This window comes from Nocardia jiangxiensis NBRC 101359 (assembly GCF_000308615.1).
Classification (GTDB): domain Bacteria; phylum Actinomycetota; class Actinomycetes; order Mycobacteriales; family Mycobacteriaceae; genus Nocardia; species Nocardia jiangxiensis.
In genome coordinates this window covers 140,592-157,697 of sequence record NZ_BAGB01000169.1, presented here as the reverse complement: position 1 = coordinate 157,697, position 17,106 = coordinate 140,592, and the positions used below count along the sequence as shown (strand labels likewise).

The following is a 17,106-nucleotide window of genomic DNA, read 5'->3' as shown; positions in this document are numbered from 1 at the left end:
AAACGGACGGGGGCGTCCGTTACGTTCCGCTGGTCGGTCCCGATCGAAGAGAACAGGGAGATACCAGTGCAGGCAGTAACGGTCGAAGAGTTCGGAAGTCCCCAGGGCTTGGCGGTGGTCGAGCTGCCCGACCCGAGTCCGAGCGGCGGGCAGCTGTTGATCGCGATCGAGGCGATCGGCGTCGGTGGGGTCGATGCGCTGATCCGCAGTGGCACATTGGGTGATTACGGATTCACCTCCGGTCACGTCCTCGGCAGCGAGGTCGCGGGTGCGGTTACCGCCGTCGGTGAGGGTGTCGACCCCGCGTGGGTGGGGCGGCGGGTGTGGGCGTTCACCGGTATGGGCGGGTACGCCGAACAGGTCGTCACTCCCGTCGAGAACGTCATCGCGCTACCGGAGGCACTGTCGGCGGCGGCCGCGGTGACGCTCGGCAGTTCGGGGATGGTGGCCCATTTCGCTTTGCGCCATGCGCATTTCGCTCGTGGCGAGTCGGTGCTGGTGCGCGGCGCGGCCGGAGGTATCGGCGTCATGGCGGTCCAGCTCGCGGCGCGGTCCGGTGCGAGTGCGGTGGCGGTCACGACATCCTCGGCCGAGCGTGGTGATCTCCTGCGCGAACTCGGCGCGACACACGTGCTGGACCGCGCGGGCCGGGGTCCGGCCGACGCTCCCGCGGGATACGACGTCATCATCGACATCATCGCCGGGCCGGATCTGCCCACCTTCTTCGACAAGCTCGAACCGAACGGCCGCATGGTGGCCGTCGGCGCGATGGGCGGCTGGCCGCCGGTGGACTTCGGCAAGGAGATGGTGGCGGGCTTCAAGAAGTCGATGTCGTTCGCCACCTTCAGCGCCGACACCATCGCCATGTCCGACCGGCAGGCCGTCACCGCCGAGCTGTTCGCCGGCGCGGCTCGTGGTGAGCTGAAATCGGTTGTGCACGAGACGCTCCCGTTGCGCGAGGCGGTCGTGGCCCATCAGCGGATGGCGGCCGGAGAGGTTTTCGGCAGGATGGTGCTCACGCCATAGGGGAGTGAGGCGCGCCGTGAGGCCGGGATTCTGCGTGCTCAGCGTCCCCGGGGAACCTGATTGAACGGAAGGTCGCGGTCGGCGGTGTGCTCGCGGGGCATGCCCAGTACGCGTTCGCTGATCAGGTTGCGCGCCATCTCGGTGCTGCCGCCGCCCAGGCTCCCGGCGTTGCGGAACAGGTAGTCGATGCCGACCTGTCCGTTGCCGGGACCGTCGGGTGCGCCGGTCGCCGCTGCCGTGCCCGCGATGCGCAGGGCGGAATCGGTTTGCAGCCAAGTGGTTTCGGCGCCGAACAGCCGGACGAGCGACCCGGCTGCCGGGGGCATCGCCCCGGCGGCGATGGCGCCCGAGACGTGCGCGATCAACTGGTCACGCACGATGCGCGTCGTTCGTGCCGCGCCGATGTCCTCCCGCACGCGGGGATCGTCGAGGCAGCCGGTGCTGCGGGCCAGTTCGATGAGGGTGTCCGCCTCGCCGCCGAGATGTGGCTGGTCACCGCTGATGTAGGGGGAGCTGCCGCCCACCGCCGCGCGCTCGTGGTGCAGCAGCGTGGTCGCGGCCGCCCAGCCGCCGCCCACCTCGCCCACCACCGAATCCGCGGGGAGCCGGACGTCGTCGAAGAACTCCTCGCAGAATTCGACCGACCCGGTGACCTGCCTGATCCGGCGGATGGTCAGGCCCGGGGCGGTCGTGGGCACCAGGAACAGGGTGAGCCCTTGATGTTTGGGCACATCCCAGTTCGTGCGGGCCAGGCAGAGCCCGTAGTCGGCGGCGTACGCGCCCGAACTCCAGATCTTGGTCCCGTTGAGAATCCACTCGTCGCCGTCGCGTTCCGCGCGGGTGATCAGCCCGGCCAGGTCCGACCCGCCCCGCGGCTCGGACAGGAACTGCACCATGACCTCCTCGCCCCGCAGCACTGCGGGCAGCCGCGCGCGTTTCTGCTGTTCGGTGCCCAGGTCCAGCAGCGTCGCCGCACAGATGGCCAAGGTCGGCACATTCAGTGCCAGCGGCATCTCGTAACCGAGCGACTCCTCGCTGAACGCTCGCTGATGAGCCGGGGTGAGCCCTTGTCCGCCATACTCTTTCGGGAAGCAGATACCGGCGAACCCGCCGTCGAACAGGGTCCGCTGCAATTCCCGGTGGCGGGCCCAGACGGCCTCGTCGAAGGCGCCGACGTAGTACTCGGTCGCGGGCGGCAGGTTCTCCCCGAGCCAGCGGCGGGCTCGGTCGCGGAAACTGGCGATGGGTTCGATGGTCGCGTGGCGCTCGGTCATGGCAGGTCTTTCTGGAACAGCGGGCCCGGGACCGATGTCCCGGAAACCCTCGTCTTTGAGAATATAGTTTGTCGATATGGAGAGTTATATTCTCACAGATGCTGTTGAGCGCGCCGGTCTAGTTCGTCGGGTGGACTCCGCCGCTGGTGGGGCGATCGTCGGATCGGGTGAGGGAGGTGGTGACCGTCCGGTGGATCAGTCGCGCTGCGGTCCTGGCGGTGCGGTCGTCGGTATCGAGTGCCGGGTTGAGTTCGGCGACGTCGAGCAGGGCGAGTTTGCCGCTGCCTGCCACGAGGTCGCACACGCGCTGGACGACGTCGAGCGGGACTCCGAACGCGGCCGGTGCGCTGACGCCAGGTGCGATGGCCGCGGGCAGGACATCGAGATCGATGGTGAGGTAGAGCAGGTCCACGGTGTCGAGGAAATCGGTGACGAACGATTCGACGCCGGTCAGGTTCGCTGTGGTGCAGTCGTCGTCGAGCAGGTACTTCATGCCGAGGTCGTCTGCGGTGGCGAACAGTGCGGCGGTATTGCTCGGCTGCGCGATGCCCAGGACCGCGTAGTCGAATCGGCGGCCGTGTTCGCGTTCTCGGTCGGCCATCTGCCGGAACGGTGTTCCGGAGGAGGGGCGCGCGTCCGCCCGCAGATCGAAGTGGGCGTCGAGGTTCAGGACTCCGAAATGTGCTCCGGCAGCGACGTATTCGCTGTTCGCCACGCCGAGGTAGCTGCCGTAGGCCACCTCGTGGCCACCGCCCAGGATCGTGACGAGGTGGCCGGCATCGATCAGCTGCGTCGCGGCCGCGCCGAGACGGTATTGTCCCTGCTCGAGATCCGTTCCGTCGACCACGACGTCACCGGCGTCGTAGACGCGGATCGGTGCGGCCAGAGCCAGGGGGCCGAGGGCCCGGCGCAGCGCCGCCGGACCCCGCGCGGCGCCTGGACGTCCCTTGTTGCGGCGCACGCCCTCGTCGCTGCGGAACCCGAGCAGGACCCCGGCTCCGGACTCGGCGTGCTCGGGCAGCGGTTCGACGGCCCGATGCCAGCGCAGGTGCTCGATGCCGGGGCCGTCGTCACGGCCGGTCCAAGCGGTGGGTTCGACGTCGGTGTACCTCACCGGAGACGACCCTCCTTCCAGATTTCGCGGACCAGCGGCACGCCGGGGCGGTAGGCCAGATGGATGTGCGAGGGCGCGTCCAGCGCGATGAGATCGGCTCGGGCGCCGACGGTGATTCGTCCGATGTCGTTGCGGCGCAACGCCATCGCGCCGCCCGCGGTGGCCGCCCAGACGGCCTCGTCGGGACTCATGGCCATCTCCCGCACGGCCAGCGTGATGCAGAACGGAATGCTGGTGGTGTAGCTGGTTCCGGGGTTGCAGTCCGCGGCCAGGGCCACCGTGACACCGGCGTCCAGCAGTGCGCGCGCGTCCGGGTATTTGCCGCGGGTCGAGAAGTCCGCGCCCGGCAGCAAGGTGGCAACGGTATTGCTCGCGGCCAACGCGTCGACATCGGAGGCCGTGGTGTGGGTGACGTGGTCGACCGATGCGGCGTGCAACTCCACGGCGAGTTGCACCCCCGGACCGTAGCCGAGCTGATTGCCGTGCACGCGGGGAACGAGTCCGGCCGCCGTCCCGGCCCGCAGGACGGCCCGGGACTGGTCGAGGTCGAACGCGCCCCGCTCGCAGAAGACATCGATCCAGCTGGCGTGCGGAGCGCACGCGGGAATCATCTCGTCGATCACCATGTGCACGTAATCGTCTGTGCGCCCGGCATATTCGGGTGGAGTGACGTGCGCCGCGAGCAGTGTGGCCTCGGTGGTGTGCCGCTCGAGGATCTCGAGGCTGCGGAGTTCGTCGGCGACGGACTGGCCGTAGCCGGACTTCGATTCGATCGTGGTCGTGCCCGAACGCAGCGACTCGGCCACCAGCCGGGCCGTGTTCCGGTCCAGCGTGGCGTCCGAGGCGTTCCGGGTGGCGGCGATCGTGGTGCGGATGCCCCCGGCCTCGTAGGGTGCGCCGGTCATTCGGGCGGCGAATTCGTCGGTGCGGTCACCGGCGAACACGAGGTGGGCGTGGCTGTCGACGAATCCGGGCAGCGCGGCCCGGCCGCCGAGGTCGTGCCGTATCGCGGCGCTGCCCTCCGGGATTCGGGCGCGCGGGCCCACCCACTGCACGAAGCCGTCTCCGAGTACGACGGCGGCGTCGCGGATCACGCCCAGCGGGCCCTGTCCGAGTTCGGGGTCGTTGGTCACCAGGGCGCCGATGTTGTCGACGACAGTCCACGGGACGTGCTGTCCCGATTCCTCGCACATGGTTCTAGTTCTCCTGCATCGGAATACGCACTCCGCGTTCGGCGGCCACCCGCGCGGCGTGCTCGTATCCCGCGTCGACGTGCCGGATGACGCCCATGCCCGGGTCGTTGGTCAGCACCCGTTCGAGTTTGCGGGCCGCGAGCTCGGTACCGTCGGCGACGCAGACCTGACCGGCGTGGATCGAACGGCCCATGCCCACGCCGCCGCCGTGGTGGATCGATACCCAGGACGCGCCCGACGCGGTGTTCACCAGCGCGTTGAGCAGCGGCCAGTCGGCGATGGCGTCCGACCCGTCGAGCATGGCCTCGGTCTCGCGATACGGCGAGGCGACCGAGCCGGAATCGAGGTGGTCGCGCCCGATCACGATCGGCGCGGACACTCGTCCGTCGGCGACCATCTCGTTGAACTTCAGGCCCGCCCGGTGCCGTTCGCCGTAGCCGAGCCAGCAGATGCGCGCGGGCAGGCCCTGGTAGGCGACCTTCTGCTCGGCCATGGTGATCCAGCGACGCAGATGCTCGTTGTCCGGGAACAGTTCCAGCACCGCGCGGTCGGTCGCTTCGATGTCCTTCGGGTCGCCCGAGAGGGCCGCCCAGCGGAACGGGCCCAGTCCCTCCTCGAATTGCGGGCGGATGTAGGCGGGAACGAATCCGGGGAACTCGAATGCGCGCTCGTATCCCGCTTTTCGCGCCTCGTCGCGGATGGAGTTGCCGTAGTCGAAGACCTCGGCGCCCTTGTCCTTGAACCCGACCATCGCGGCGACATGTTTGGCCATCGACGCTCGCGCCTGCTCGGTGAACCAGGCCGCATCCTTGTCCGCGGCCTGTTTCATATCCTCGAAGGCGATGCCCGCGGGCAGGTAGGACAGCGGGTCGTGGGCGGAGGTCTGGTCGGTGACGATATCGATCGGCGCGTCCCGGTCGAGCAGTTCGGGGAAGACCTCGGCCGCGTTGCCCACCAGTCCGATCGACAGTGCCCGGCGTTCGTCGCGGGCGGTGGCGGCCAGCGCCAGCGCATGGTCGATATCGGTGGCCTCGACATCGAGGTACCGGTGCGCGATGCGGCGCTCGATGCGGCTGCGGTCGCAGTCGACGCAGATGACCACCCCGTCGTTCATGGTCACCGCCAGCGGCTGGGCTCCGCCCATACCGCCGACACCGGCGGTCAGGGTGATCGTCCCGGCCAGCGTGCCGCCGAACCGCTTGCGCGCCACGGCGCCGAAGGTTTCGAAGGTGCCCTGCAGGATGCCCTGGGTGCCGATGTAGATCCACGACCCCGCGGTCATCTGCCCGTACATCATCAGACCGGCGGCCTCGAGTTCGCGGAACTTCTCCCAGTTCGCCCAGTCTCCGACGAGATTGGAGTTCGCGATCAGCACGCGCGGAGCCCACTCGCTGGTCCGGAACACCCCGACCGGCTTACCGGACTGCACCAGCATGGTCTCGTCGTCTTCCAGGTCGCGCAGCGTGGCCACGATCGCGTCGAATGCCGCCCAGTTCCGGGCGGCACGTCCGGTGCCGCCGTAGACGACCAGATCCTCGGGGTGTTCGGCGACCTCGGGGTCGAGATTGTTCATGAGCATCCGCAGCGCGGCTTCCTGCTGCCAGCCCTTGCACGACAGGGTGGCGCCGCGGGGTGCGGAGATGATGCGGGGTGGGGTGGAGGCCACGGCGGCGTCCTTCCGGGAGTAGGTCTCGATGCTGGTGTTCCCATGACACCTCGGGGCAGCGTCTTGTTCGAGGGCGCAATCGAGACTATTGTCTCGGATCCGAGACAATCTGGGTGAAGGCGCGCGGCGGAGGTGTGGATGGCATCGAGTACATCACCTGCGGTCGGCCGAGCGCTGGACGTGCTGCTCTATCTGGCGACCCGATCGGGACCGGTGGCCGGTGCGGCCATCGTCCGCGACCTGGACCTGCCCCGGTCCTCGGTGTATCACCTGCTCGACGTGCTGATCGCACGCGGTTTCGTGGTGCATCTGCCCGAGGAGCGGTCCTATGGGCTCGGTATCGCGGCCTTCGAGATCGGTTCGGCCTACCTGCGGCACGAGGCGCTGGAGATCCGCGCCCGCCCCCTTCTCGAGCGACTGGTCGCCGAGGCGGGCGAAACCGCACATCTGGGCATCCTGCACGGCGCGGAAACGCTGTACCTGCTCAAAGAGCAGCCGACCGTGACCCGAGTGCCGGTCACCCTGGTCACCGATGTGGGCGTGCGACTACCCGCCCACCTGACCGCCAACGGGCGCTCGATCCTGGCTCATCTGCCCGCGGCGCAGGTCAGAGCGTTGTTTCCGGACAAGGCCGCGTTCATCGATCGCACCGGTGCGGGACCGGCGTCGCTGCCGGAACTGCGCAGGATGCTGACCGTCGAGCGGGGGCAGGGCTTCGCCGAGGAGGACGGGCTCATCACGCCGGGCCTGCAGTCGGTCGCGGCCTGCGCGTTCGATCATCTGGGCAGACCTGCCGCCGCGTTCAGCGTGACCCGGCGGCGCAATCGATCCGGCGTCCCGAGGGACGCGCTGGTGCATGCGGTGCGGGAGGCGGCTCGGCAGTTGACCGGGACGATGTCCGGTCATGCACCCGAGGGCTGGTTCACCGTGTCCTAGCACCTGGACTGTCGGCCTCGGATGTTCGAATATGAGATCGTTGTCTGGTATCCGAGACCACTGTGCTGTTCTCGGTGGCGATCGCGATCGAAAGGTGCACGGCAGCTGTGGCGACGAGCAGTAGGGTCAAGTCGGCCGAGCGGGTCCTGGATGTGCTGGATCTGCTTGCCCGCAGGGGGGTTCCGTTGGCCACCATGGATATCGCCGAATCCCTCTCCATGCCCAAGAGCACCACCCACCACCTGCTCAACGTCATGCGCGAACGCCGCTTCGTGTCGTACTGGCCCGATCAGCGAGCCTGGACGCTGGGGGTGTCGGCGTTCGAGGTCGGCGCGTCCTATATGCGGTCCGGGCCGCTGCACCGTGCGGGGCAGAAATACATGCTCGCGCTGACCAACGCGACGAACGAGACCTCACATCTGGCGGTGTTGCAGGGGACCGATGTGATTTACCTGGACAAACGTGAGCCGCTGACGCCGGGCGTGCGGCTGGTCACCGAGATCGGATCCCGCCTGCCTGCCCATCTCACCGCCGTCGGCCGGGCCATCCTGAGCCGCCTCGATCCCGAGCAGTTGGCCGATATCTACGACGGCTACACCTGGCCGGTGCGCACGGGTTCGGGCCCGACGTCGCCGGCCGAGCTGCGCCCGGTCCTGCAGGAGACCCGCGAACGCGGCTACGCGTACGAGAAGAGTTCCACCACAACGGGAATCGACTGCATCGCCAGTCCGGTGGTCACCCGGGACGGCCGCGCGGTGGCCGCGCTGGGGGTGGCCTACATGGCGGCGGTCAAGTCCGATCAGGACATCGAGGCCATCGCCGCGGCAGTGACCACTACCGCGGGTGAGTTCTCCGCCGGGTTCGGTGCGCGGGTGGACGACTCGCTCGTGGAGATGGGGATCGCCTGAGGTCGGAGCGCTCGTTCCGCGCGCTCGACGGGTCTTCGCTCTTGACGCAGCCCGGCTTTATGTCTTGTATACGAGACGTAAGTCTCAAATGAGGTACGAGGAGGGCGCGATGCGCGCGACAGCCCTGATGTTGCAGCAGGACTTGTCTTTGTCCGTGGGGGAGCGGGTGATACCGGAGCCGCAGACCGGTGAGGTCGTCGTCGACGTGGACTGGGCCGGTATCTGCGGATCCGACCTGCACGTACTGCGCAGCGGGGACTGGGTCGCCTACTGGCCCGCCACGCTCGGACACGAAGTGGCGGGCCGGGTTCGCCGGTCCGAACATCCGCGATTCCGTCCCGGTGATCTCGTGGTCGCCGATTCGCGCATCCCCACCCGCGCGGCCGATGGTCGGCTGCGGGCCGATCGACTCGCCGCCGGCCTGCAATGGCTGGGTGAGGCGCAGCCGGGCGGTTTCGCGCAGAGCATGGTGATACCGGGCGAATCCCTGTACGCTGTACCCGCCGGACTGGACACGGTCGATGCCGTGCTGGCCGAGCCGCTCGCGGTGGTGATGTGCGCGATCGACCAGGTCGGCGCGAGCGATCCGGCCTCGGTTCTGCTGCTGGGCTACGGCCCGATCGGCGCGCTGGCGCATGCGGAGATCGCCCGGCGCTGGCCCGCGGCGGTGTGCTCGGTGATCGATCCCAACGAACGCCGGGCGCAGTTGGCCCGCGAACAGGGTGCGCAGGTGCTCGGCGCGCGAGAGGAGCGCCGGTTCGACCTGGTCGTGGATGCGGCCGGGTATCCGGATTCGCTGATCGAGGCCGTGCATGCCGCGAAATTCGGCGGACGGGTGCTGCTCATCGCGATCGGGCACGCGCCCTCGACGGTGCATCCTGCCGATATCGTCGAACGCAGCCTGCACGTCGTGGGCAGCGTCGGCTTCGACGATGCGCATCTCGAACGCGCGCTGGCGGCGATCGCCGCGGATCCCGGCGCATTCAATCCGATTGTCACGCACAAGGTTCCGCTGGACGAGGTCCCGCAGTTCCTCGCCGACGAGCGGCACCGCGACGCGGTGAAGGTACTGATCGGATGTGCGCGATGACCGAGCAACGGCGGTACCTGATCACCGGCGGCACGAGCGGAATCGGCGCGATGTGCGCCCGCCATCTGACCGCCGAAGGCAACAGGGTGTGGGTGACCGGCACCCGGGATTCGTCCGTGCGGGCCGCGGTGCAGGCCGGCGACGCCGCGGGGGGTTCGGTGAGCGATGTCGCTGAAGCCGCCACGGTCGAGACCGCATTCGACGAGGCGGTGCACGCGCTGGGCGGACTGGACGGGGTCTTCCTCAATGCCGGAATCGACGGGCAGGGTCTGCCCGCCGAGCAGTTGTCGGCGGAGACGTTCCAACGCGTCCTACAGGTCAACGTCGTGGGCGCGCTGCACTGCGCCCAGGCCGCCTATCGGAGGCTGGACCGTCCGGGGGTGATCCTGATCAACTCCTCGGTCAACGCGATACGTCCGGAACGTCATTTCGCCGATTACAACGCGGGCAAGGCCGCGGTGGCGTCGTTGGCGCAGTCGCTGGCGCTGGACTGGAGTGATCAGCAGTTGACGGTCATCGCGCTGTGCCCGGGGTATTTCCGCACCAGGATGACCGAGCAGTATCTCGACGATCCGCAGGTCTCTGCCGAGTTGCTGGCTCGCATTCCCGCCGGCCGGTTCGGGCGCGAAGCTGACGTGGGCGCCACCGTCTCGTTCCTGCTGTCGGGCCGGGCCGAGTTCCTCACCGGCGCGCTCATTCCGCTCGCGGGCGCGAGCAATATCTGACTCGATCCGGCCGGATGCGGCGTAACCATCGTGTTGCGTCTTCGCCGGAGCCCTTCCCTTGGTTCCGTAGCCAGGCACAATCTGAACCGGTCTTGCATTCGAGATTGAAGTCTCGTATACAAGACAGCGGCGATGTGACACCCGTCTCTCCACCCGCCCACGACGACACCGATCTGGAGCACCGTATGTCGAACGACCAGCCAATCCGAGAACGCGGCAGTTGGCAGCAGATGTCCGCCGCCGAACGCGCTGATCTGCTCGAGCGCGGCAGCGACAAGATCTTCGATCCGCAACTCCGCGAGGGCGTGCTCGAGATCATCGAGGACGTACGGCACAACGGAGACGCGGGCCTGATCCGGGCGATGGAGAAGTTCGACCGGATCTCGCTGACGCCCGACCGGATCCGGGTCTCGCCCGAGGAGTTCGCGGCCGCTCGCAAGAAGATCTCACCGGAGCTGCTCACCGCGATCCGCGACCTGCTGGACCATCTGCGCGCGTTCAACGAGCAGCTGACCCGGCACGGTGACTGGAGTTTCGAGAGCGAGCCGGGCCTGATGGTCGGTGAGAAGGTCACCCCGATCGCGAGCGCGGGACTGTTCGTGCCGAGCGGGAAGGGCTCCTACCCGTCGGTGATGGCGCAACTCGGCGCCCCGGCCGTCGTCGCCGGTGTGCCGCAGATCGCGGTGGTGGTTCCGCCGATTCCCGGCGGTGACGGCGAGGTCGACCCGGCGGTGCTGGTCGTGGCCGACGAACTGGGCATCCGCGACGTCTTCCGCGCGAACGGTCCGGCCGGGATCGCCGCCCTGGCCTTCGGCACCGAAACCGTGCCGCGGGTGCGCAAGGTGTGCGGGCCGGGCAGCCCGCCGGTCACCTGCGCGCAGATCGAGGTGCAGCGCTACGGCACCGTGAGTGTCATGCTGCTGGGCCCCAGCGAATCGCTGATCCTGGCCGACGATTCGGCCGATCCCTACCTGCTCGCGGCGGATCTGCTCAACGAGGCCGAGCACGGCGCCGACTCGACCAGCGTTTTCGTCACCGACAGCCGCGCTCTGCTCGACGCCGTCCAGACCGAAGTGGCCAAGCAACTCCTCGATCTGCCCGAGCAGCGCGCCGAATACGCGCGCAGCGCCCTGGGCAGGAACGGCGGCGCGGTGCTGACCGCTACGATCGACGAGGCGGCCGAGGTCGCCAATGCCTTCGCTCCCGAGCACATGCAGATCGCCGTGCGCGACGAGCAGCACGTGCTGGATCTGCTGGTCGACGCCGGAGAGATTCTGCTCGGCCAGAACACCACGGTCTCGATGGCCAACTTCATCATCGGCTGCCCTGCGGCGCTGCCCACCAGCGGGTACGCCAAGGTCAGCAGTGGGGTGACCGCGGACGCGTTCCGCAAGCGCACGGCCGTGGCCAAGTCCACTCGCGAGGCGCTGGCGCGGATGTCCGACACGGTCATCGCCTTCACTCGCCACGAGGGCTTCCCCGCTCACGAGTTCGCGGTGACTCGCCGACTCGACCGGTGACCGCCGGGCCCGGCCAACGCCGCCTATATCCGCTCACGACCCCGCCTACATCGCCAAAAGCTTTTCAGGCCAGCAGTATTCGGCCATTATCGAGGGAAACGGCCCATGTCCGTGATCAATCCAGAGCAACGCTCGATCGAATTCGTTCCGCTTTCCGAACGGCACGGTCGCGCACGCAACCTCTTCACCCTGTGGTTCGGTGCGAACCTCCAGGTGACCGCCATCGCCGCCGGCGCGATCTCGGTGGCGATCGGCCTGTCCTTGCCGTGGGCGTTGCTGGCCAGCCTGATCGGCATGCTGATCGGCGCGGTATTCATGGCCCTGCACTCGGCACAGGGTCCGCTGCTGGGCATCCCGCAGATGATCCAGAGCCGCGCCCAGTTCGGCTTCTACGGTGCGGTGCTACCACTGCTGCTGGTGGTGCTGATGTACATGGGCTATTTCGCGACCACCGCGGTGCAGGGCGGGGCGGCCTTCGCCAGCCTGACCGGGATGCAGGCGAACTGGTCGATCGTCATCGTCGTCGCGATCACGGTGCTGCTCACCATCGTCGGATATCGGCTCATGCACGCCGCCGAGAAATGGCTCTCGGTGCTGAGCGGACTGACCTTCCTGTACCTGAGCTACCGGCTGGTGACCGGTAACCACTTCGGTACGGCGTGGAACACCAGCCACTTCACCTGGCCGTTGTTTCTGGCCGCGGTGGCCATCGCGGCGACCTGGCAGCTGACCTACGCCCCGTATGTGGCCGACTACTCGCGGTATCTGCCCGCGAACACCTCGGTTCGCACCTCGTTCTGGTACACGTACCTGGGCACCGTGCTCGCGTCGATGTGGATGTTCGCCTTCGGCGCCACCGCGACCGCCGTCGCCTCGGACGCGTTCGACGGCGGATCGGTGGATTTCATCGTCAACCAGGCCGCCGTCGCGCACCCGCTGTTCTTCCTGATCATCCTCGCCGGTGTGATCGGGGTGAACGCGCTCAACCTGTACGGCATGTTCATGTCGACCACGACCACCTTGAACTCCCTGTTCAAACTGCGCGTCAGCCCGATCACCCGGAGCCTGCTGATCGTGGTCGTCGCCGCGATCGCCACCAGCATCGGCGTCGTCGGCAGGAACGACTTCCTGACCAACTTCAGCAACTTCATCCTGCTGATCGCGTACTTCCTGATCCCGTGGACCGCAATCAATCTGGCGGACTTCTACCTGATCAGGAAGGAGAAGTACAGCGTGTCGGCGATGTTCGAGCCCGCGGGCGAGTACGGCGGCGTGGACTGGCGTGCGATGATCGCGTACCTGGTCGGTATCGTCATCGAGATCCCCTTCATCGCCAGCGATTTCTACACCGGACCGATCGCCAAGGCCCTCGGCGGCGCGGACGTCTCGTGGATCCTCGGGATCTTCGTCGCAGGCGGTTTGTATGTGGCGCTCATGCGCAAGTTCCCGGTCCGCCGCAAGTACCCGGCCGCCGAGCCAGGGATCAGCGAACCCGGCGACGACCCGCACGCCCCGAATCAGGAGTCCGTACCCGCGTGAAACCTCATGAAGTTCGCGAGCTGATCAAGCTGAAACCGCCGGCGTGGAATCGTGACACTCGGCTGCTGGATAGGTGCAAGACCATCGAGGACTTCCGGCGGCTGTCCCGCCGCCGGTTGCCTCGGCCGGTCTACGACTACATCGCCGGAGGCGCCGACGAGGAGATCACGTTGCGCGCCAACGCCGAAGCGTTCCGCAAGTGGCGCTTCACCCCTTCGGTGCTGGCCGACGTGAGCAGCGCCGATCTGTCCACCAGCCTGTTCGGTCGGCCCAGTGCGGCGCCGATGGGCTTCGCGCCCACCGGATATACGCGGATGCTCTCGCCGCTGGGCGAACCGGCCGTCGCGGCGGCCGCGGCGCGGGCCGGTATCCCATACGTCCTGTCCACGATGGCCTCGACCTCGCTGGAAGACCTGGCCGGACTTCCCGCGACACACGACGCGGACCGCTGGTTCCAGCTCTACATCTGGAAGGACCGCGACCTGACCGACGAACTGGTTCGCCGGGCCGACGCGGCCGGCTATCGGGTGCTCGAGATCGCCGTGGACACCGCGGTGTCGGGCTATCGGGTTCGCGATGTGCGCAACGGACTCACCATCCCGCCGCAGTTGACGCTCGAGGGCATGATCGATCTTGGTGTGCGGCCCGGTTATTGGACCAAAATGCTCGCCAGTCCGAAGATCGAGTTCGCGAATGTCTCCAGCGCCGGGGGCGGCGGTTACACCATCGAGAACATCACCGCGCAATTCGATCCGTCGGTCGACTGGGCCGACGTGTGCCGTATCCGGGAGCAGTGGCCGGGCCGGTTGGTGCTCAAGGGCCCGGTCGGCCCGCAGGATGCGCAGCGTGCGAAAGAGATCGGACTCGACGGCGTGCACCTGTCCAATCACGGTGGGCGCCAACTGGATCGGTGCATCGTCCCGATCGATCTCGTACAGCCGGTACGCCGGGCGGTCGGCGAGGATTTCGGGATCGTCGTCGATTCCGGCGTGCGGCACGGCGCCGATATCGCCACCGCACTCGCGCTGGGAGCCGATGCAGCATTCGTCGGCCGCCCCTACCTCTGGGGCCTGACCGCGGCCGGGGAGCCCGGTGTGGACCGCGTCGCCCGGCTCCTCACCGAGCAGTTGCGCCGGACGATGCAGCTCGTCGGTGTCGCGAGTGTCGACGAACTGCGCAAACGGGGTCCCGAACTCATCACCGCCGCGCACTGACCGGACCGCGCCGCGGCGTACGGCGTGCGTCCGCGCATACCCATGATCCGAGACTAAAGTCTCGAATATCAGACTGGAGGCAGCAATATGTCCACCGAGCCATCCCGGCGCAGTGCCACGGCCGACGCGGTCGTGGTCGGTGTCGGGCCCGTCAGCATCGAGGACGTCGTGCGGATCGCCCGCGACGACGCACCGGTCGTGGTGTCCGAGGAAGCGTTGGTCGCCATCGCCGAGAGCCGCAAACGCATCGAGGAGCTGGCCCAGGACCCGACGCCGGTGTACGGGGTCTCGACCGGGTTCGGTGCACTGGCCACCCGGCACATTCCGCCGGAGATGCGAGCTGACCTGCAGCGCAGCCTGATTCGCTCGCACGCCGCGGGCACCGGGGCCGAGGTCGAACGCGAGGTCGTGCGCGCGCTGATGCTGCTGCGCCTGTCGACGTTGGCCACCGGGCGCACCGGTGTGCGCGTCGAGACCGTCGAGGCATACGCCGCGATGCTGTCCGCCGGTCTGACGCCGGTGGTGTACGAGTACGGGAGCCTGGGGTGCTCGGGCGACCTCGCCCCGCTTTCCCATGTGGCATTGGCGCTCATCGGGGAAGGCACGGTGCGGACTTCGGCGGGTGTCGAGATGCCCGCGGCCGAGGCGTTGAGCGCGCACGGTCTGACCCCGGTGGTGCTGGCCGAGAAGGAGGGCCTGGCGCTGATCAACGGCACCGACGGCATGCTCGGCCAGTTGGTCCTGGCCCTGCACGATCTGCGGCGGCTGTTGCAGATCGCCGATATCGCCGCGGCGATGAGCGTCGAAGGTCAGCTCGGCACCGACCGGGTCTTCGCCGAGGATCTGCAGCAGTTGCGCCCGCACCCCGGACAGGCGCTCGCGGCGGCGAACATGCGTCGCGTGCTGGCCGATTCGGCGATCGTGGCCAGCCATCGCGGTCCGGAGTGCACGCGGGTGCAGGACGCCTACTCGCTGCGCTGTGCGCCGCAGGTTGCCGGGGCCGCGCGCGATACCGTCGAACACGCGCGCACGGTGGCCGAACGAGAACTCGACAGCGCCGTGGACAATCCGGTCGTGACCCGCGACGGCCGGGTGGAATCCAACGGCAACTTCCACGGCGCGCCGATCGCCTACGTGCTGGACTTCCTGGCCATCGTGACCGCCGACCTTGCGAGTATCAGCGAACGCCGCACCGACCGGTTCCTGGACGTCGCCCGCAACCACGGCCTCAATCCCTTCCTGGCCGAGGATCCGGGCGTCGACAGCGGCCACATGATCGCCCAGTACACCCAGGCCGCGATCGTCTCGGAGCTGAAACGGCTGGCGAACCCGGCCAGCACCGATTCGATCCCGTCCTCGGCCATGCAGGAGGACCATGTATCGATGGGCTGGTCGGCCGCGCGCAAACTGCGCCGGTCCGTGGACGGTCTGACCCGGGTGCTGGCGATCGAGATCCTCACAGCGGCCCGCGCCATCGAGATGCGCGCCCCGCTCGCACCCGCACCCGGCACCGCGGCGGTCGTCGCCGCTGTCCGCGAGACCGTCGAAGGGCCGGGTCCGGACCGGTTTCTCGCACCCGAAATCGAGGCCGTCGTCACCGCGATCCGCTCGGACCGGCTGCTCGAAGCCGTCGAGCGCGTCCTGGGTCCGCTGTCGTGAGTCGGTCGTTCGATCCCGGAATCATCGATGAACAGGAGCGCCCCGGGATGCCGCGTACGAGTCCTACCGTCCGAGCGCGTTCGGTGGTGGCGGCGTTGCCCCGGTATACGCGCGCGGCCGGGCTCAGTGATGTGCGGTGGCGGGCGTCGTCGAACGAATCGACGGTGCCACCCTCACCGCACATCCTGGCCGCGATCCGCGACGCGGCCGAGCGCGGCAACCTCTACCCGTCGCTGATCGGCGAGGATCTGGTCGCCGATATCGGTGCGCGACTGGAGGTCGACCCGGCGCAGATCGTGGTGGGCGGCGGTTCGATCTCGCTGCTACAGAACGTGCTGGCCGCATACACCGGACACGGCGCCAAGGTCGTGCACGCCTGGCGCAGTTACGAGGCGTATCCGATCCTGATCGGCGTGGTGGGAGCCACGGCCGTGCCGGTGCCGCTGGACGAGAACTTCGGGCACGACCCCGCGGCCATGCTCGCGGCCATCGATGACGACACCCGCGCGATGATCCTGTGCAATCCGAACAACCCGACCGGAACCGAGCTGTCGCCGCAACAGCTCGAGGATCTGATCGCCGGGGTGCCCGAGCACGTGCTGGTGATCCTGGACGAGGCGTATCAGGAGTTCTCCCGCTACCCCTCGCGCACTGCGAGCCTGCGGGCACGATTCCCGAATCTGGTTGTGCTGCGGACCTTTTCGAAGGCATACGGCCTGGCCGGTCTGCGCGCGGGATATCTGCTGGCACATCCCGACATCGCCGACGACGTTCGCGCGGCCTCGCCGCCGTTCGGTCTGAGCCGAGTGGCCGAGGCGGCCGCCCGCGCCGCCTTGTCCGACCGCGCGCACACCGACCACATCGTCGAGGTGGTCCGCGAAGGCCGCGCCCATCTGGTGGAGGGCCTGCGCCGCCGCGGAATTCACGTCCCGCACAGCGGGGCCAACTTCGTGTGGCTGCCGGTCGGCGAACGGACCGCTGAACTCGAGGCGGCCTGTGTCGCGCGCGGGGTGTCCGTGCGCGCGTTCGACAGGGAAGGCGTGCGGGTCACGGTCGGCGAACGCGCGGCGCAGGACGCCGTCCTCACCGCGGTCGACGACCTGGGCGCAGGGACCCGGCAGGACGGACTCACGGCCTGATTCCGAATGAGGAGGCGGGGGCGACATCATGCGGATGCGATGTCGCCCCCGCGTGATTCATCCCGGCACGGGGAGATCGCCGTCTCGCTACTGTGTGACTCAG

Annotated in this window: 14 protein-coding genes; 10 read left to right on the top strand and 4 right to left on the bottom strand. The window is 68.3% G+C overall.

What is annotated here, in order from left to right; genetic code table 11:
• The first annotated feature begins 66 nt into the window (after positions 1-66).
• Entirely contained in the window at positions 67-1,026 is a 960-nt protein-coding gene (locus ON40_RS42955) for a zinc-binding dehydrogenase (protein ID WP_040831488.1), read from the top strand.
• A 38-nt stretch (positions 1,027-1,064) separates the two neighbouring features.
• Here ON40_RS42955 and ON40_RS42950 read toward each other — a convergent pair whose 3' ends face one another.
• From ON40_RS42950 to hutU, 4 genes are all read right to left on the bottom strand, one after another.
• Positions 1,065-2,300 (bottom strand): acyl-CoA dehydrogenase family protein, encoded by a 1,236-nt coding sequence (locus tag ON40_RS42950; RefSeq protein ID WP_040831487.1) that lies wholly within the window; start codon positions 2,298-2,300, stop codon positions 1,065-1,067.
• Positions 2,301-2,418: 118 nt separating this feature from the next.
• Positions 2,419-3,414 (bottom strand): formimidoylglutamase, encoded by a 996-nt coding sequence (gene hutG, locus ON40_RS42945; RefSeq protein ID WP_051194471.1) that lies wholly within the window; start codon positions 3,412-3,414, stop codon positions 2,419-2,421.
• Complete coding sequence (hutI, locus tag ON40_RS42940) at positions 3,411-4,607, bottom strand: imidazolonepropionase (RefSeq protein ID WP_040831486.1); 1,197 nt, start codon at positions 4,605-4,607, stop codon at positions 3,411-3,413. The genes hutG and hutI overlap by 4 nt, the downstream gene beginning before the upstream one ends.
• Positions 4,608-4,611: 4 nt before the next feature.
• Positions 4,612-6,273 (bottom strand): urocanate hydratase, encoded by a 1,662-nt coding sequence (hutU, locus tag ON40_RS42935; protein WP_040831485.1) that lies wholly within the window; start codon positions 6,271-6,273, stop codon positions 4,612-4,614.
• A 138-nt stretch (positions 6,274-6,411) separates the two neighbouring features.
• Between hutU and ON40_RS42930 the strand changes: the two genes are divergently transcribed.
• From ON40_RS42930 to ON40_RS42890, 9 genes are all read left to right on the top strand, one after another.
• Positions 6,412-7,209, top strand: a complete 798-nt coding sequence (locus ON40_RS42930; protein ID WP_040831484.1) for an IclR family transcriptional regulator — start codon at positions 6,412-6,414, stop codon at positions 7,207-7,209.
• A gap of 107 nt (positions 7,210-7,316) precedes the next feature.
• Positions 7,317-8,117 carry an IclR family transcriptional regulator gene (locus tag ON40_RS42925; RefSeq protein WP_040831522.1) on the top strand — a complete coding sequence of 267 codons (801 nt, stop codon included), beginning with the start codon at positions 7,317-7,319 and terminating at the stop codon, positions 8,115-8,117.
• A 109-nt stretch (positions 8,118-8,226) separates the two neighbouring features.
• A complete protein-coding gene (locus ON40_RS42920; protein ID WP_169542011.1) occupies positions 8,227-9,207 on the top strand; it encodes a zinc-dependent alcohol dehydrogenase in 981 nt (326 codons plus the stop codon).
• Positions 9,204-9,932 carry an SDR family NAD(P)-dependent oxidoreductase gene (locus ON40_RS42915; protein WP_040831482.1) on the top strand — a complete coding sequence of 243 codons (729 nt, stop codon included), beginning with the start codon at positions 9,204-9,206 and terminating at the stop codon, positions 9,930-9,932. Before ON40_RS42920 ends, ON40_RS42915 begins: the two co-directional genes overlap by 4 nt.
• 185 nt (positions 9,933-10,117) lie before the next feature.
• On the top strand, positions 10,118-11,452 hold the full coding sequence (gene hisD, locus ON40_RS42910) for a histidinol dehydrogenase (protein WP_063713218.1): 1,335 nt from the start codon (positions 10,118-10,120) through the stop codon (positions 11,450-11,452).
• 105 nt (positions 11,453-11,557) lie between these two features.
• Positions 11,558-12,991 carry a purine-cytosine permease family protein gene (locus tag ON40_RS42905; RefSeq protein ID WP_051194469.1) on the top strand — a complete coding sequence of 478 codons (1,434 nt, stop codon included), beginning with the start codon at positions 11,558-11,560 and terminating at the stop codon, positions 12,989-12,991.
• A complete protein-coding gene (locus tag ON40_RS42900; protein ID WP_040831481.1) occupies positions 12,988-14,205 on the top strand; it encodes an alpha-hydroxy acid oxidase in 1,218 nt (405 codons plus the stop codon). The genes ON40_RS42905 and ON40_RS42900 overlap by 4 nt, the downstream gene beginning before the upstream one ends.
• Positions 14,206-14,292: 87 nt before the next feature.
• Positions 14,293-15,864 (top strand): histidine ammonia-lyase, encoded by a 1,572-nt coding sequence (gene hutH, locus ON40_RS42895; protein WP_040831480.1) that lies wholly within the window; start codon positions 14,293-14,295, stop codon positions 15,862-15,864.
• Positions 15,861-17,003: an aminotransferase class I/II-fold pyridoxal phosphate-dependent enzyme gene (locus tag ON40_RS42890; RefSeq protein ID WP_245568245.1), complete on the top strand. Its 1,143-nt coding sequence runs from the start codon at positions 15,861-15,863 to the stop codon at positions 17,001-17,003. Before hutH ends, ON40_RS42890 begins: the two co-directional genes overlap by 4 nt.
• Positions 17,004-17,106: the final 103 nt, after the last annotated feature.

Bases quoted from the DNA above. Each gene is read 5' to 3' on its own strand.
- ON40_RS42915 (WP_040831482.1), top strand. From the start codon at position 9,204: ATGACCGAGCAACGGCGGTACCTGATCACCGGCGGCACGAGCGGAATC.
- ON40_RS42930 (WP_040831484.1), top strand. From the start codon at position 6,412: ATGGCATCGAGTACATCACCTGCGGTCGGCCGAGCGCTGGACGTGCTG.
- ON40_RS42905 (WP_051194469.1), top strand. From the start codon at position 11,558: ATGTCCGTGATCAATCCAGAGCAACGCTCGATCGAATTCGTTCCGCTT.
- ON40_RS42950 (WP_040831487.1), bottom strand. From the start codon at position 2,300: ATGACCGAGCGCCACGCGACCATCGAACCCATCGCCAGTTTCCGCGAC.
- hutI (WP_040831486.1), bottom strand. From the start codon at position 4,607: ATGTGCGAGGAATCGGGACAGCACGTCCCGTGGACTGTCGTCGACAAC.
- hutH (WP_040831480.1), top strand. From the start codon at position 14,293: ATGTCCACCGAGCCATCCCGGCGCAGTGCCACGGCCGACGCGGTCGTG.
- ON40_RS42920 (WP_169542011.1), top strand. From the start codon at position 8,227: ATGCGCGCGACAGCCCTGATGTTGCAGCAGGACTTGTCTTTGTCCGTG.
- hisD (WP_063713218.1), top strand. From the start codon at position 10,118: ATGTCGAACGACCAGCCAATCCGAGAACGCGGCAGTTGGCAGCAGATG.